Annotated in this window: 12 protein-coding genes and 2 pseudogenes; 11 read left to right on the top strand and 3 right to left on the bottom strand. The window is 55.6% G+C overall.

Annotated features, from left to right (window positions below):
* Positions 1–92: 92 nt before the first annotated feature.
* The 6 genes and pseudogenes from EKM04_RS23155 to EKM04_RS13015 form a co-directional block, all read left to right on the top strand.
* Positions 93–575 (top strand): annotated as a pseudogene (locus EKM04_RS23155) (MCP four helix bundle domain-containing protein); the annotation flags it as partial.
* A gap of 138 nt (positions 576–713) precedes the next feature.
* Positions 714–1,781: pseudogene (locus tag EKM04_RS23150) on the top strand (methyl-accepting chemotaxis protein); the annotation flags it as partial.
* 3 nt (positions 1,782–1,784) lie between these two features.
* The gene (locus EKM04_RS13030; RefSeq protein ID WP_174155470.1) at positions 1,785–2,279 is read left to right on the top strand and encodes a chemotaxis protein CheW; all 495 of its coding nucleotides are present in this window, start codon (positions 1,785–1,787) and stop codon (positions 2,277–2,279) included.
* 13 nt (positions 2,280–2,292) lie between these two features.
* On the top strand, positions 2,293–3,141 hold the full coding sequence (locus tag EKM04_RS13025) for a CheR family methyltransferase (RefSeq protein ID WP_183894822.1): 849 nt from the start codon (positions 2,293–2,295) through the stop codon (positions 3,139–3,141).
* Positions 3,142–3,150: 9 nt separating this feature from the next.
* A complete protein-coding gene (locus EKM04_RS13020; protein WP_183894820.1) occupies positions 3,151–4,239 on the top strand; it encodes a protein-glutamate methylesterase/protein-glutamine glutaminase in 1,089 nt (362 codons plus the stop codon).
* A gap of 119 nt (positions 4,240–4,358) precedes the next feature.
* Complete coding sequence (locus tag EKM04_RS13015) at positions 4,359–5,051, top strand: ParA family protein (RefSeq protein ID WP_183894818.1); 693 nt, start codon at positions 4,359–4,361, stop codon at positions 5,049–5,051.
* Positions 5,052–5,055: 4 nt separating this feature from the next.
* Here EKM04_RS13015 and EKM04_RS13010 read toward each other — a convergent pair whose 3' ends face one another.
* Positions 5,056–5,691 carry a TetR/AcrR family transcriptional regulator gene (locus EKM04_RS13010; protein ID WP_183894816.1) on the bottom strand — a complete coding sequence of 212 codons (636 nt, stop codon included), beginning with the start codon at positions 5,689–5,691 and terminating at the stop codon, positions 5,056–5,058.
* A 108-nt stretch (positions 5,692–5,799) separates the two neighbouring features.
* Between EKM04_RS13010 and EKM04_RS13005 the strand changes: the two genes are divergently transcribed.
* From EKM04_RS13005 to EKM04_RS12985, 5 genes are all read left to right on the top strand, one after another.
* The gene (locus tag EKM04_RS13005; protein WP_174155475.1) at positions 5,800–6,873 is read left to right on the top strand and encodes an efflux RND transporter periplasmic adaptor subunit; all 1,074 of its coding nucleotides are present in this window, start codon (positions 5,800–5,802) and stop codon (positions 6,871–6,873) included.
* Positions 6,870–7,952, top strand: coding sequence for an efflux RND transporter periplasmic adaptor subunit (locus EKM04_RS13000; protein WP_183894813.1), 1,083 nt, complete (start codon positions 6,870–6,872; stop codon positions 7,950–7,952). Before EKM04_RS13005 ends, EKM04_RS13000 begins: the two co-directional genes overlap by 4 nt.
* Positions 7,949–11,026, top strand: coding sequence for an efflux RND transporter permease subunit (locus tag EKM04_RS12995; protein WP_183894811.1), 3,078 nt, complete (start codon positions 7,949–7,951; stop codon positions 11,024–11,026). The genes EKM04_RS13000 and EKM04_RS12995 overlap by 4 nt, the downstream gene beginning before the upstream one ends.
* A gap of 61 nt (positions 11,027–11,087) precedes the next feature.
* Positions 11,088–12,224 carry an alpha/beta hydrolase gene (locus EKM04_RS12990; protein ID WP_234910904.1) on the top strand — a complete coding sequence of 379 codons (1,137 nt, stop codon included), beginning with the start codon at positions 11,088–11,090 and terminating at the stop codon, positions 12,222–12,224.
* A gap of 247 nt (positions 12,225–12,471) precedes the next feature.
* Positions 12,472–13,035, top strand: coding sequence for a metal-independent carbonic anhydrase family protein (locus EKM04_RS12985; protein WP_174155719.1), 564 nt, complete (start codon positions 12,472–12,474; stop codon positions 13,033–13,035).
* Between the two features lie 8 nt (positions 13,036–13,043).
* On the opposite strand, the gene EKM04_RS12980 is transcribed toward EKM04_RS12985, so the two are convergent.
* Both EKM04_RS12980 and EKM04_RS12975 read right to left on the bottom strand, forming a co-directional pair.
* The gene (locus EKM04_RS12980; RefSeq protein WP_174155718.1) at positions 13,044–13,754 is read right to left on the bottom strand and encodes a response regulator transcription factor; all 711 of its coding nucleotides are present in this window, start codon (positions 13,752–13,754) and stop codon (positions 13,044–13,046) included.
* A complete protein-coding gene (locus EKM04_RS12975; protein WP_183894808.1) occupies positions 13,751–15,379 on the bottom strand; it encodes a sensor histidine kinase in 1,629 nt (542 codons plus the stop codon). The genes EKM04_RS12980 and EKM04_RS12975 overlap by 4 nt, the downstream gene beginning before the upstream one ends.
* Positions 15,380–15,402 lie beyond the last annotated feature (23 nt).

The raw sequence follows: 15,402 nt of genomic DNA, 5'->3' as shown, positions 1-15,402 counted from the left end.
GTGAATGCATTCGTTACAACGCAAGCTGATATTGCGGGTGACAATGCATCTCTGACGCCAATCATTCAAAGCGTCGACTAAGAGGACTAGCTATGCGGTTTACCATCAAATTAAAACTTGGCCTGATATTCGGGCTACTCGTCCTCCTGATGGCAGCTTGTGCTGCTTTCGGTATCAACGGCCTAAGGGAAATGGATGCACTGAAGGACGGCATGATCAGCGGCCCTATCCATCAGGACGACGTCGCCAATGACATTGCGAGCGCATTCGATGGTCTCGGCTTGGCCGAAAGCGACCTCCTTCTTTCGACATCGTCGGAACGCGTCCAAAACGCGCTCAATATGATTGCGACCGAACGCAAAAACTTCAATGAGGCCCTTGCTGCTGGCGAACAGAGTGCTCCAGAAGATTTCAAAGCAAAATGGGCGGAAATTCGAGACTTCTGGGGTGATTTTATCGCCCTGCAGGACCGCGTCATCAATCTGGTCAAATCCAATAACCGCGATCAGGCTCTGGAATTGAACCAGACGGAGGGAACGATCGCTTCCGACAAACTGGATGCGATGACTGAAGCGCTGTCAGAATCGACAGAAGCTGGTATCGCGACCTCTGACAAGCTGAGTGAAACAGTTTACAACACCACATTCACAACGCTTGCAGCCCTTGCTCTTGGAGCTGCCATACTCTCAATCATTTCTGCGATCCTCATCTCGATCTCCATTAGCCGCGGTCTTAACAAAGCAATTGTTTCGGTGCGAAACGTATCCGAAGGCGACCTCACAAATATGGCCGTCATCACCACACGCGATGAAATCGGCACGTTGCTGGAACACGTCAATACGATGATCGAGCGTTTGCGCGGCGTCGTTTCCGACTCCATTTCCGCAGCCGAAAACGTCTCATCAGGAAGCCAGGAGCTTTCTGCCAGCTCGGAACAGGTTTCACAGGGCGCGACAGAACAGGCATCTTCAACGGAAGAGGCCTCCGCGTCGATGGAAGAAATGGCTGCCAATATTCGCCAGAATGCAGAAAATGCCGCGCAGACGGAAAAGATTGCCCGTCAGTCTTCTACGGACGCGGAAGCCAGCGGTGCTGCTGTTGGCCGTGCTGTCGTCGCCATGCGCACGATTGCCGAAAAGATTTCCATCGTTCAGGAAATTGCACGTCAAACCGACCTCCTCGCACTCAATGCCGCTGTCGAAGCCGCGCGTGCGGGCGAGCATGGCAAGGGCTTTGCCGTTGTTGCCTCGGAAGTTCGCAAGCTGGCCGAACGCAGCCAGTCTGCAGCCGCTGAAATTAGCGCCATGTCTAGCGACACGGTCAAGGCAGCGGCCGATGCGGGTGAGATGCTGAACCGCCTCGTACCTGATATCCGTAAAACGGCGGAACTCGTCGCTGAAATTTCAGCAGCCTGCCGTGAGCAGGACATCGGCGCCAACCAGATCAATGAAGCCATCCAGCAACTGGACAAGGTCACCCAGCAAAACACCAGCGCATCCGAAGAGATGTCTGCCACCTCTGAAGAATTGGCAGCTCAGGCCGAAGAACTTCAGACGAGCATCGCATTCTTCAAGGTGGACAATGGTGAGGCACGCCGTGCTTCACCTGCGCAAAAACAGGCGGCATTCAAGCAGAAAAAGCCTCACCAACCCATGCCGGCTCGCAAGGCGACATATGACCAATCGGTCAGAACACAGCAGGCGCGCGCCAAGGGTTTCGCACTGGATATGTCTCAGGGCGGTCCAGATGCGAACGACGCAGATTTCCGGGAAAGCGCTTAAATCATGGCCAGCACATCATCTGATACCCAGTATGTCACATTCAGTCTCGGCGAAGAGGTCTTCGCCGTTCCTGTTGACGTCGTTCGCGAAATTCTTGATCATGAGGACGCTTTCAAAATCCCCCATGGGCCGGATTACCTGCTGGGGCTCAGGGATGTGCGTGGCCAGGGCGTACCCGTCATCGACCTGCGATTGCGTCTTGGCATGAGCGGAACGGTCAAGACCCAGAACACCCGTATGTTGGTGCTGGATATTCCGATCGGTGAAAAGCTCCTCGCACTTGGTCTGGTGGCAGACAAGGTGTTCGAAGTCACACCGTTCAGCCGGGATGTCATCGAAACAGCGCCCGATATCGGCATTCGCTGGAACTCGAACTACATTGCTGGTGTCGTTCGTCGTGAGGGTGATTTTGTCGTCATTATCGACCTCGCGCAACTCTTCTCCGGCGAGGCCAGCGGCCTTACCCAGGCCGCCAACGGACCCGTTCGCGCCGCATAATGGAGTCCAAACGTTGAGTGCACCTGCTTACACGAACTTCGACGACAGCCTGAACAGCAGCGATTTTCGTAAACTTTCGGAATTCATCTACAATTACTGCGGCATCAAGATGCCCGATACGAAGCGGTCAATGCTGGAAGGACGGCTACGCAAACGCTTAAGAGCGACGGGACATGCAACCTTCGTGGAATATTGCGATTTCCTGTTTCGCCATGGAGGCATGGAAACTGAAAGCATTTTTCTGATCGATGTTGTCACGACCAACAAGACGGATTTTTTTCGGGAGCCCAACCACTTCGATTTCATGGAGAAAATTGCCCTGCCTGCTTTGTCTGCGAAGGGCCACAAACGCATCCGAACATGGAGTTCGGCATGCTCCACCGGTGCCGAGCCGTATACCATGGCGATGGTACTGGCCGAAGCCATCGAGAAACGGGTCATCGGGGATTTCAGTATCCTTGCCACGGACTTATCCACTGAAGTGCTTCAGAAAGCGCACTCCGGCATTTACACGAGAGACTTGGTTGCGCCCGTCCCGGCAGATCTTGCACGAAAATACATCATGCAGCCCCGCGACAAGCAGCGTAACGAAGTGCGCATTACGCCTAAGCTTCGTGCAAAGGTCGGCTATGCACGGCTTAATCTGATGAACCCGACCTACGAGGTCGGCGACGCCTATCAGATCATTTTCTGCCGCAATGTGCTCATCTACTTCGACAAGAAAACGCAATCACATGTGTTGACGCAATTGTGCAACTGCCTGTCGCCGGGTGGTTATCTCCTGATCGGTCACTCAGAAAGCATCACGGGTATAAACCTCCCCGTTAAACAGGTTGCCAACACAGTGTTCATAAAGCAGTAGCAGACGGCCATGGTGAAAAAGACGCGCGTACTGATCGTCGACGACTCAGCCAGTGTCCGCCAGACACTGACCGCAGTGCTTGAATCCGATCCAGACATCGAAGTGATCGGCGCCGCGTCCGATCCCTTCATGGCAGCCAAGAAGATACAGGAAGATCTGCCCGACGTCATAACGCTCGATGTCGAAATGCCGCGCATGGACGGAATCACATTTTTGCGTAAGATCATGTCGCAGCACCCCATCCCCGTGGTGATGTGCTCATCTCTCACCGAAGCTGGGTCCGAGACGTTGCTGCAGGCACTGGAGGCAGGTGCGGTCGACATCATCCTGAAGCCGCGTATCGGTGCTGCCGATCATCTGGCGGATTCAGCGTTGCGCATCTGTGAGGTCGTCAAAAGTGCCGCCCACGCCCGCGTGAGAGGGACAAAAACGTCGCCCCGGCACGGGTCGACACACGGAATCCAGGCCAAGTTGACGGCTGACGCGGTGCTGCCGCCACCATCTGGAAAAGCGATGGCGCGGACGACCGAAATGGTGGTCTGCATCGGCGCGTCCACAGGCGGTACAGAGGCATTGCGTGAGATGTTGGAAAGACTGCCAGCAAATGCACCTGGTATCGTGATCGTCCAACACATGCCGGAAAAGTTCACGGCAGCTTTCGCCAGACGTCTCAACTCCCTATGCGAGGTCGAGATCAAGGAAGCAGAAGACGGCGATGCGGTTCTGCGCGGACATGTGCTGATCGCGCCAGGCGACAAGCACATGCTTTTAGAGCGGCAGGGCGCGCGGTATCACGTGTCGGTGCGCACCGGCCCGCTCGTTTCCCGTCACCGGCCATCGGTGGATGTGTTGTTTCGTTCCGCTGCACGCTCGGCAGGCGGCAACGCCATGGGTGTAATCATGACCGGAATGGGTGATGACGGTGCACGCGGTATGCTGGAAATGCATCAGGCTGGTGCCCACACCTTGGCACAGGACGAAGCGTCGTCTGTCGTGTTCGGCATGCCGAAAGAGGCCATAGCACATGGCGGTGTCAACAAAATCGTCGCGCTGGAGCATATCGCTCGCGAAATCCTGGCCGAAGACAGGCGTCGGTAACTGAATCCTCAATACGTCTTTAGATGCTGTTAACCATAATGCTGAATGATCGGATGGCACCATGATTCTGGTGCTCCAAGTGAGCGATGATCGCCCGCGAGCATTCACCGGATCTGGTCATGGCGGTCATTACTTTCGCGAACACAAAGGGCGGCGCTGGCAAAACGACAGCAGTGTTGTTGCTTGCCTCACAACTTGCGCGACGTGGTTTGAAAATCTGCGTTATTGACACAGATCCCCAGCGTTGGCTCTCCAAATGGCGGGAGGCGGCGGACAGCCGTGTCGATCTTTCCGTCATAACCTATGTTTCCGCATCCAGCCTTCAACAGCACGTGCTGGACAACCGCCGTAAGTTCGATCACGTCATCATCGACCTTCCCGGCGCCCAGTCTCCGCTTCTTGCGACAGCTGTGGGTCTGTCCAACCATGTCATCATTCCCGTGCAGGGCAGCACGATGGATGCACAGGGCGGCGCGCAGGTGCTCGAATTACTCCGTTATCTCGATGATCGCGCGTCCATCAAGATACCGCACTCCGTTGTGCTGTCTCGCGTCAATTCCATGGTCACGACGCGCGCGCTTTTGGCTGCCAAAGCGCTTCTCGCCAACCGAAACGTGCATGTTCTGGACACGCCGATCATCGAACGCGCAGCGTTTCGTGATATGTTTGAGTTCGGCGGCTATCTCCACATGATGAACGCATCGCAAGTCAGCAATCTGGATAAGGCACTGCAAAACGCCAAGGCTTTCGCAGACGAGGTCACGCGCCTCTTACCTACCCAATCTGCGACGAGACTGGTGTCTGCTGCCTAAACTTTCAGCCCGCTTCGCTGGGCTGACCGTCTTTGTTGACAAGACTTCCCAAAACCAAGTCCAGGTGGGCCTCGATATAGGCAGAAATATCAAGCTCTCGTCTACCATCGTGAATGAGCGTTTCAAAGATCATGGCTAGAATGGGCGCGAAGACCAGTTGTGCTTCAGCTCTAGGGCCTGCGACGAACTCGCCGGATGCTATACCATCGTTCAGGATTGTCTGGACGCGCATCAGGAGTGGGTCCACAAGGTCATCGCGGTGTGAATCGATAACCTTTGGAAATCGTCGCCCCTCGGAAATTACGAATCTCAAGAGCTCACGAACCTCCCGCTGATCGACACTGATTTTGTAAAACAGTTTCATCATCGCGGTTAGCCTTTCCACGCAGGTTCCTGTTAGGGCTTGCGTGTCAGCAATCATTTTTTGAATGGGTACGGAGATGTGCTCGATCATCGCTGCGAACAAGTCTTCCTTTGTCGGAAAATAGACGTAGACAGTGCCTTTCGTCACACCGACACGATCGGCAATATCCTCTACTCGTGCTGCGGAAAATCCGTGTTCCACAAATTCCTCGAAGGCTGCATCGAGAATCTGTGTGGGCCTAAGCGCCTTTTGTTGAGCGCGTGTCAGCCTTTTCATTCATCATCCTAACCTGCCGCGACTCAAAAGTTGTGCCGCAAAACAATTTCATTGACTATCTGGTAAGTCAAATGTATCACGTATTCATCATGGTTCAAGAGGCAATGTATGAGACGCGTAGCTACGATCGCCAGCATGGCGATATCACTGGTAAGCCTTGCCGCCTGTGCTCCCGAGGGAGGTAGTCAGGAAAAGCCGGTTCGGGAGGTCAAAACGGTTCAGGTCGCGTCGTTGGACGTGGCCACCGCCATTGCAACGACTGGTCAGATCAGTGCCCGGGTTCAATCGGACCTTTCGTTCCGTGTCAGCGGCCGCATCACGGAGCGTCTTGTGGATGTCGGCGACCGCGTCAAATCGGGCCAGATCCTTGCGCGCATAGATCCACAGGAACAACAGGCTGATCTCCAGGTCGCCATTGCCAGCCTTGAGTCTGCAAAAGCGCAACAGACCCAGGCGCAGCAAGCCTATGACAGACAGCAAAGCCTTTTGGCCACAGGCGTTACCACACGCGCAGCCCTTGATTCCGCTCAAGAATCTCTTCTGACCGCACGCGGCTCCGCTGACTCGGCACAAGCGCAGGTCGACAGCGCGCGCGATGCCCTGGGACAAACCGAACTCAAATCGGATGCCGACGGTATTATCACGGCGCGGAATGCGGAAGTCGGGCAAGTGGCGCAGGCGGCACAGACGGTCTTCACCCTGGCCCATGACGGCCCACGCGACGCGGTCATCAATGCCGACGAATCTCTTCTGCTTGGCGGCGAAATCCAGGATGACGTTGAGGTCAGAATGCTGTCAGGCGGGCCGTCGATCAAGGCGAAAGTTCGGGAAGTATCGCCAACCATCGACACATCCACCGGTACGATCAGAGTCAAGCTTTCGCTGGATCCGGACGCTGATGTCCGCCTGGGAAGTCCAGTCGTTGCGACTGCGCATTACAAGCCCGTAAAGACGATTGAACTGCCATGGTCTGCGATGGCGTCAGTCTCGGGCAAACCCGCTGTCTGGATCGTTGATCCGAAAAGCAACACCGTATCTTTGCGCCAGATCGAGATAACAGCGTATGCGAACCAGCGCTTTTCCGTTCGTTCAGGCCTGTCGGAGGGCGAGATCGTGGTTTCTGACGGCACCAAATTTCTCACAGCCGGCGAAGTCGTGGCCTACGAAGGAGCGGCAAAATGACATATCCAAAGACGATCGTGGGACTGATGCTCGCCACGACATTTCTAGTCTCCTGCGGGGAAGAGGATAAGGCTCCCGAAAAGCCGCGTCCCGTTCTTTCCGTAGTCGTACAACCCGTTCCACAGGCAACACTGACGCTTCCAGGCACAGTCAACGCGCGGATCGAGACCCAATTTGGTTTTCGTATTCTTGGTCGCATCGTTGCCCGCAACGTCCAGGTGGGCGATCTCGTGAAAAAGGGCGATGTTCTCGCAGCTCTTGATCCGATAGCCTTGGAACTGGCCGTTCGCAGCGCCCAGTCTGATCTTGCCAACGCGCAGGCGCAACTTGCAAACGCCACCAGCAACGAGCAGCGTCAGCAAACCTTGTTTGAACGCCAGTCTGCCGCCAAGGCCACGTTTGAAAGTGCCCAGTTGGAGCGCAGCACGGACGCGGCTAACCTCAACAAGGCAAAGGCCAATCTGGACAAAGCAAAAGAGCAACTGGACTATGCGCAGCTTCGCGCCGAATTCGACGGTGTGGTGACAGCGACGTCTGCCGAAGTCGGTCAGGTCGTGTCGGCAGGCCAAAGCATTGTCACGGTCGCACGGCCCGAGGAACGCGATGCCGTCATCGACGTCCCGGAAACCGCGAGTGGCCTTTTGAAGAGCGGTGCGGAATTCAACGTATCGCTGCAGCTGGATTCTGATATCAAAGCGAAAGGCATCGTTCGCGAAATAACGCCTCTTGCCGATAGCGCGACCCGGACGCGGCGCACGAAATTGACCCTCGTCAATCCACCGGAAGCTTTGCGGCTAGGCTCCGTCATCAGTGCGAGTGCGTCGGTTGGCTCCAGCCCCGTCATTCAACTCCCATCGTCTGCCATCAAACGCGACGGTTCAAGAACGCTCGTCTGGGTCGTCGACAACAAGGAAGGCAAGGTCTCTTCGCGCGAGGTCACCCTGGACACGGGTACTGCAACGGGCGGACCGCTTGTCGTTCTTCAAGGCGTCAATCCCGGCGACCGCATCGTGGTCGCAGGTGTCAACCAACTTCAAGACGGCCAGGCCGTTCGCATCGATCAGGAGACTGCCCAGTGAAGCCGTTCAATCTCTCCGACTGGGCACTCGAACACCGTTCGCTGGTCTGGTATTTCATGATCATCTTCGTGGTGGCTGGAGCGTTCTCCTATATCAATCTGGGACGTGAGGAAGATCCTTCTTTCACGATCAAAACCATGATTGTGAGGGCCCAGTGGCCAGGGGCTTCTGCCGAGGAAGTCACCAAACAGGTTACCGACAGGATTGAAAAGAAACTGGAAGAGCTGGACGCTCTTGACTACGTCAGGAGCGAAACGACAGCGGGCCAGACAATAATTTACGTCGAGTTGCTGCCCACGACCAAGGCCAAGGATGTGACCACGAACTGGATCAAGGTTCGCAACATGGTCAACGATATCAAGGGCAGTTTGCCAAGCGGTGTGGTGGGCCCCTTCTTTAACGATACGTTCGGGGATGTTTACGGCAACATCTATGCCTTCACGTCGGATGGCCTGTCCCAACGACAGTTACGCGATCTCGTTGAAGACGCACGCGCCAAGCTTCTAACGATCGAAAATGTCGGCAAAATCGATATCATCGGCGAACAGGACGAAGCTATCTATCTTGAATTTTCAACACGCAAGATCGCTGCGCTGGGGCTTGATCGCCAAGCGGTGATCAATACACTTCAAGCACAAAATGCGGTTACCCAGTCGGGTTTCGTGGATGCCGGACCTGAACGTATCGCTATCCGTGTCGGCGGTGGTTTTTCTTCGGAAGAAAGCCTGAAATCCATCAATCTTCGGGTGAATGACCGCTATTTCCCACTGACAGATGTGGCAACGATCAAGCGCGGCTATGTTGATCCCCCAACGTCGTTGTTTCGTTTCCAGGGCAAGCCTGCCATTGGCCTCGCCATTGGCATGATCACAGGGTCAAATCTTCTGACCTTCGGCGAACATCTTGATGCCGAGATGAAGCGCGTGGTCGCCGACCTGCCGATCGGCGTGACCGTCGAGCGCGTCTCGGATCAACCGGCCGTGGTCGAGGAGGCCGTTTCCGGCTTCACCACCGCGCTGTTTGAAGCCGTGGTCATCGTTCTGGCCATCAGTTTCATCAGCTTGGGCGTTCGGGCCGGACTGGTCGTGGCCGTGTCCATACCGCTCGTTCTGGCCATTACTTTTGTCTACATGGAATACACCGGCATTTCGCTTCAGCGCATTTCGTTGGGTGCGCTGATCATTGCTCTAGGCCTTCTCGTGGATGATGCTATGATCGCCGTCGAAATGATGGTCGCCCGGCTGGAAGTGGGTGACAATCTTCGACAAGCCGCGACCTACGTCTACACGTCGACCGCATTTCCGATGCTGACAGGCACACTCGTCACTGTCGCTGGCTTCATCCCGATTGGCCTGAACAGCAGTGCCGCAGGCGAGTTCACATTCACGCTCTTCGTCGTGATTGGCGTATCACTCGTTGTCTCCTGGGTGGTGGCCGTGGTGTTCACACCTCTTCTTGGCGTGATGATTTTGCCAAAAACCATGAAGTCCCATCACGATAAAAAGGGGCGGATGGCAAGCGGCTTTTCATGGCTTCTTGGCCTAGCCATGCGCTTTCGCTGGATCACGATCATCTCTACAGTCGCTGTGTTTGCGCTTTCACTTGGCGGAATGGGTCTGGTTCAGCAACAGTTCTTCCCGACATCCGATCGTCCGGAGTTGATTGTCGACTGGAGTATGCCGCAAAACAGTACGATTGCCGAAACAGACCGCCAGATGGCTCAGTTTGAAAAAGAAAAACTGGTTGGCAACGCTGATATCGACCACTGGTCGACCTATGTCGGCGAGGGTGCCCCTCGTTTCATTCTGTCCTATGACGTGCAGAGCCCTGCCGCATGGTTTGGTCAAGTCGTGATCGTCGCGAAGGACCTGGAGGCGCGTGACCGTCTCAAAGCCGATCTTCAGGCGTATCTTTCCAAGACATTCCCGGGCACCGATGCCTTTGCGAAATTTCTCGATATCGGCCCCCCGGTCGGCAAGCCTGTTCAGTACCGCGTGAGCGGACCTGATGTACAGAAGTTGCGCCAATACGCGCAGCAACTAGGCGCAATCGTCAGCGCCAACCCGGTGCTATCTAACATGACGTTTGACTGGAACGAGCCATCTCGCGTTGTCAAAATCGACGTTCTCCAAGATAAGGCAAGGCAGCTTGGTGTCTCCTCTCAGGATATCGCGACCGTCCTCAATGACGTCGTTGAAGGGTCTTCCAGCACACAGGTCCGTGATGACATTTATCTTATAGATGTTATCGGCCGTGCCGAAGACGTCGAGCGTGGATCAATTGAAACCTTGAGAAACCTTCAATTGCCAAGCTCTAACGGCCAGTCCGTTCCACTGTCGGCCGTCGCGAAGTTCCGCTACGAACTCGAGCAACCAATGATTGGCAGAAGAGACCGTATCCCGACGATCATCATCAAGGCCGCAGTTGTCGGACCCACGCAACCCGCGACGGTCGTCGAGGGACTGAAGCCAGCAATCGAGAAGTTTACGGCTAATCTTCCCGCAGGCTATAAGGTAGAAATTGGTGGTTCCGTCGAGTCCAGTGCAGACTCTCAGGGTCCGATTGCTGCCGTTGCGCCGATGATGCTGTTTGCCATGGCAACGATCCTGATGTTCCAGTTGCAAAGCTTCAGCCGCCTGTTCCTGGTATTTGCGGTGGCGCCGCTTGCGCTGATCGGTGTGGTTGCTGCCCTCCTTTTGAGCAATGCACCGATGGGCTTCGTCGCGATCCTGGGCATTCTCGCACTCATTGGCATTCTCATACGAAACTCGGTCATACTTGTGGTCCAGATCGAGCATCTGCGAGAGGGAGGAATGACGCCATGGCGAGCTGTCATAGAGGCGACCGAACACCGTATGAGGCCGATCATGCTGACGGCCGCAGCGGCAACCCTAGCTCTCATTCCGATTTCGCGGGAAGTTTTCTGGGGACCCATGGCCTATGCCATGATGGGTGGTATCGTCGTCGGAACCGTTCTTACGCTCCTGTTCCTGCCAGCACTTTACGTCGCATGGTTTAGAATTCCGCGGGAAGACGTCACAAAAGACCCCGAGCATCCACCCGCAACGGCCTGAACCAAAACGGGGGGGGCTCAAGCGCCCTCCTCTGCCGCCCCACGTACGAAACGAGTAAACCATGTCACTTCTCATGACAAAGGGCGGCAGGTGCTTGCCTCACACAATGGTCATCATCGCAACGGTGATTGCATTGACGGGTTGCGTTTCGCGCCCGACACCCGATGTTCTCAAGCCGGTAGCACTGAAGGCCGACCAGCAGAAGAAGGTCAGTATCCTCGCCGTTACCAATCGTGATCCGGTGGCGAAAGACGCTTCTTATGGGAGCCGCTGGGCAGGTGCGACGAGCTATGATCAGTTTTCAATCTCGGTGCCTTCCAAGCGGGATGGACCCAACATTCAGTATGTGTCCAAAACGCCAGATCCAAATCGCCAATATATCGTGACCGGTCGACAAGCGCTGACAAAGGCTTCACTTGTTCAAAAGACGATCAGCGCGCCGCAGTTTGATGGTACCGCTGCGGTCTTTGTCCACGGTTACAACTACTCCTACCAGGAAGCCCTGTTCCGAACAGCACAGATGGTCGCCGATGCCGGCGCGGTTGGTACACCGATTATGTTTTCGTGGCCATCTGCGGCAAGCGTGGCGGGATATGTGGCGGACCGTGACGCCGTCCTTTATTCTCGCACGGAGCTTGGGTCCCTTCTCGAAACGATAGCGGCCCCACCAAAGGTCAAGCGCATCATCCTATTCGGTCACAGTATGGGCGGTTTTCTGTCCATGGAGGCCGCGAGACAACTCAGGCTCGAAGGCAGGAGCAATGTCCTGGCAAAGCTGCAGATTGTGCTTGCTGCTCCAGATATCGACCTCGACGTGTTCCGAGCGCAGATTCGCGATATCGGAGCCATTCCAACCCCGATCACGCTTCTGGTATCGAAGTCTGACAAGGCGCTGAGCTTCTCCAGCTTTGTCGGCGGTGAACGGCCCAGAGTGGGGAGTCTAGACGTGAACGACCCCGTGATCCAGGAAACCGCAAAAGCAGAGCGCGTCCGCGTCGTCGATATCTCATCGCTGAAATCAGCCGACGGCCTCGGCCATGATCGCTACGCCTCACTTGCACAGTTTGCAGGAAACATCGATAAGGCAGAAGCTCGAATGCGCTTGAGCGGCGGCAACATTGGTGCCTTCGTCTTCGACGCAGCTGGTGCCGCCGTTGCCAGTCCGTTCAAGCTTGCTGGACAAATCGCAAGGCAATAATCGGATGAGCCTCGAACCATAGTTGCGGTTCATGCAGCTCCCTGCGTGTCCGGGATTTTCGAGAGGCTGATGAAAAGACTTTGTTCGTGTCTGCGGCTGTCATCGCAGATTCGACACCCTGGTTCGCCACTCGAACTGTAATCTTCTGTCCATCATCTGTTCATACAGCAGCCACGCCTGCTTCAGAGAAGACACCCATATTCCTGTTGTCGCTCAAAACGAGCCATCAAACAGGAGATCAAAACTTATGCGCTGGATAGCCAAGGCGACTGCCGTGACCGGAACTGCTCTGCTCATGACTGCCGGTGGCGTGAACGCCGTCGAAACCAAAAATCGGGCCATCAGCGAGTCTGAAGTCCTTCAGTCGCAGAAAGCCTGGGGCGAAGCGCTCGTTGCCATTTCGCGGGAGTATGAAGAGAAAGGCGTAAAGCCGGCCCAGGAGATGGCTGCAAAAGTTATTGATGCAGCCTATGGCTACCAGTTTGGGCCGGTCCTCTTCAAGCCCACGCTGACGCAAGAGCCGCAGACATTCCGAACGGACCGCGAAGGCGCACTGTCCTATTTTGTGGGTCAGAACCCAAAATACCCTTCCGATACAGGCTTTGCCCTGAAGGGATGGCGTGAAGTCGAGGTCAAAAACGCTGCCATTCTTCTAGATGGAGAATACGCAACCACACTTGGAAACGTCTCTTTCACCGATAAGGATGGCAAAGTGACAACGGTCGACAAGTCATGGACCTTCAAGAAGGATGACGAAGGGACGATTCGCATCGTTCAGCATCATTCTTCACTGCCTTATTCGGCAAAATAAGCAATCGTCTACCGATCTTGCTCCAGACGATAACCAATGCCTCGGACAGTCGTGATACATGAGCGGCTGTCCGATGAGCGATCGATCTTTGCGCGCAGTCGGCGAACATAGACGTCAACGACATTGGTCAAGGGATCTTCACCCGCGCCCCAGATATTTGCCAAAATACGTTCTCGGCTGAGTACCCGTCCCGGGGCGGACATGAACAGCTCCAGAAGCGCAAGTTCCTTTGCGGTCATCGATATCTCTTCGCCATCGACCGTAACGCGCATGGACTCACGATCCAGTTCCAGCACCCCGACACACAACGTTTTTGTCCCAAGCGGACGCAGTTCGATGGGACGACGCATCAGTGCTTCTATTCGTGCCAACAACTCCTCGAATGAGAATGGTTTGACCAGATAGTCGTCAGCACCCATTTTCAATCCAGAAATGCGGTCACTCACCGAACCCAGTGCGGTCAGCATCAAGATTGGCGCAGAAATACCGCTGGCGCGAAGCGTCTGGCAGACATCCGACCCGTTTATGATCGGCAGCATCACATCAAGTAAAATGGCACCGCTTGCGCCCGTCGAGCGCCATTCCTGCCACAGGGTGTGCGCCTGTTCGATCCCGGTGGGGCCGTCTCGGGCAACGGTGACGCTGTAGCCCTCGGCACGCAGGCCGCGTTCCAGAAAGTCTGCCACCCTTGGATCGTCTTCTATGATCAGTATGTTCACTTCGTCGTCTCCATGATGGCTTCAGCAGCGCGACTAGCTCCCAACAACGGCAAGCGAAGGGTAGCCGTCGTTCCCCGGTCGCTCTCGCTATGAAGCGTGATCGTTCCATTATGGGCAGACGTCAAATGTTTGGCGATCGACAATCCCAGGCCTGTGCCATCGGGACGGTGAACTCGTGCATTGTTGCCCCGGAAATTACGTTCGAAAACATGGGGAAGCGCATCAGCTTCGATCCCGATCCCACAGTCTCGAACGACAAGTTCCCAAGCGTTTGAGGTAATACTGGAACTGACATCTATGTGTGAATTCTGCGGCGAATAGCGAATGGCGTTGTCGAGAAGAATGGCGATGACCTGACGCAGGCGAAATGGGTCGCCCGCCACAATCGTCTCTGCGTCCTCGATATCGGTGGCAATCTTGATACCTCGCTGATTTGCGAGTGTTCCCGCGCTTAACAGCGCTTCTTCGAGCGGACCTGCGATATCAATCTGCTCGCTATTGAGCGCCAGTGTCTCGTCTTCACCGCGCGACATCATCAGCAAGTCGTCGATCAGACTGCCCATCTGACTGGCGGCCTGCCCGATCCGCTCAAGCGAGGCGCGATACTCGCCATCTGTTTTTTGCCCGCGCAACGCGATCTCCGCTTCACCGCGAATTGCAGTGGTGGGTGTCCGCAATTCGTGGCTGATGTCGGCCAGCAAACTGCGCCGACGACCCTCGGATGCCCTCAGTCGCGATAGAGCATCTTCCAAGGCAGACGTCCGCTCCCTAACCTGTTGCTCAAGGACAACGCGGTGATTGGCTTCTTCGTTTCGGCGAAGCAAAAGTTCCGACGCCATGCGATTGATGCTTCTTGCGAAACGGCCGAACTCGTCAGTCGTCGTCACGGGAATACGATGCTCGAGGTGGCCGGATTCGTAAGCTCTCGCCCCTTCGGACATCTGCTGTAGCGGGCGACGGATGGCTTTGGCGATGACATAGGCCAGCCCCATCCCGATGATTGCGATGATGAAGGTCAGAACGGCAAGCACGCGATTGAGTTGCAAAAGTGCTGCATTCGCGTTGGCCCGCGAAATGACGAGCTGCGACTTCTCCTCGGAGATGGTGTTGTTGAGAACTTCGCGAAGATCCCTTCCCGCCCCCTGATCGAAGATCGTCTCGATGGATGCCCAGGCGCTTCGCACATCATCTGCCCCCGTATGGGACCTGATGTCCTCGATAGCGGGTTTCAGTGCGATGACACTGCCCGAGATAAGCTGAAGAGCCTCGTCGCGTGCGTCATCATCGTCCGCTGAAGCGCCGGCGAGATGATCCATCTCCCGTGATTTTTCGCTGATCCGCTGAATCTGCTCGATGGTGGCAGCCATCTGGGCGCGAAGCATCTCACCATCGCCAGGCGCGTGGTCCGCGCCAATCAAAGCGCGCAAGGACCAGGCCCGCAGTCTCTGTTTGGTGGCAGATAGCTCAAGCAGCCCTGACAAAATATCACCCGCATATCGGCCGCGAATAACTTGTTGTTCGGCTTCTGTGGCAATATGACGGTTGAGAAGGCCTTGAGACACGATCAACACCGCGAGAACCGCGAAGGCCGCGATCAGCCGCATCGTGAAGTCAAACCGTCCCATGCTGCCCCCTTTCCCCTAAACGG

Source organism: Rhizobium skierniewicense Ch11 (assembly GCF_023757665.1).
GTDB lineage: Bacteria > Pseudomonadota > Alphaproteobacteria > Rhizobiales > Rhizobiaceae > Agrobacterium > Agrobacterium skierniewicense.
The sequence above is the reverse complement of the archived record's forward strand: the minus strand, read 5'-3'. Positions and strand labels throughout refer to the sequence as shown.

Bases quoted from the DNA above. Each gene is read 5' to 3' on its own strand.
- EKM04_RS13015 (WP_183894818.1), top strand. From the start codon at position 4,359: ATGGCGGTCATTACTTTCGCGAACACAAAGGGCGGCGCTGGCAAAACG.
- EKM04_RS13010 (WP_183894816.1), bottom strand. From the start codon at position 5,691: ATGAAAAGGCTGACACGCGCTCAACAAAAGGCGCTTAGGCCCACACAG.
- EKM04_RS13020 (WP_183894820.1), top strand. From the start codon at position 3,151: ATGGTGAAAAAGACGCGCGTACTGATCGTCGACGACTCAGCCAGTGTC.
- EKM04_RS12985 (WP_174155719.1), top strand. From the start codon at position 12,472: ATGCGCTGGATAGCCAAGGCGACTGCCGTGACCGGAACTGCTCTGCTC.
- EKM04_RS13005 (WP_174155475.1), top strand. From the start codon at position 5,800: ATGAGACGCGTAGCTACGATCGCCAGCATGGCGATATCACTGGTAAGC.
- EKM04_RS12975 (WP_183894808.1), bottom strand. From the start codon at position 15,379: ATGGGACGGTTTGACTTCACGATGCGGCTGATCGCGGCCTTCGCGGTT.
- EKM04_RS12990 (WP_234910904.1), top strand. From the start codon at position 11,088: ATGTCACTTCTCATGACAAAGGGCGGCAGGTGCTTGCCTCACACAATG.
- EKM04_RS13030 (WP_174155470.1), top strand. From the start codon at position 1,785: ATGGCCAGCACATCATCTGATACCCAGTATGTCACATTCAGTCTCGGC.
- EKM04_RS13000 (WP_183894813.1), top strand. From the start codon at position 6,870: ATGACATATCCAAAGACGATCGTGGGACTGATGCTCGCCACGACATTT.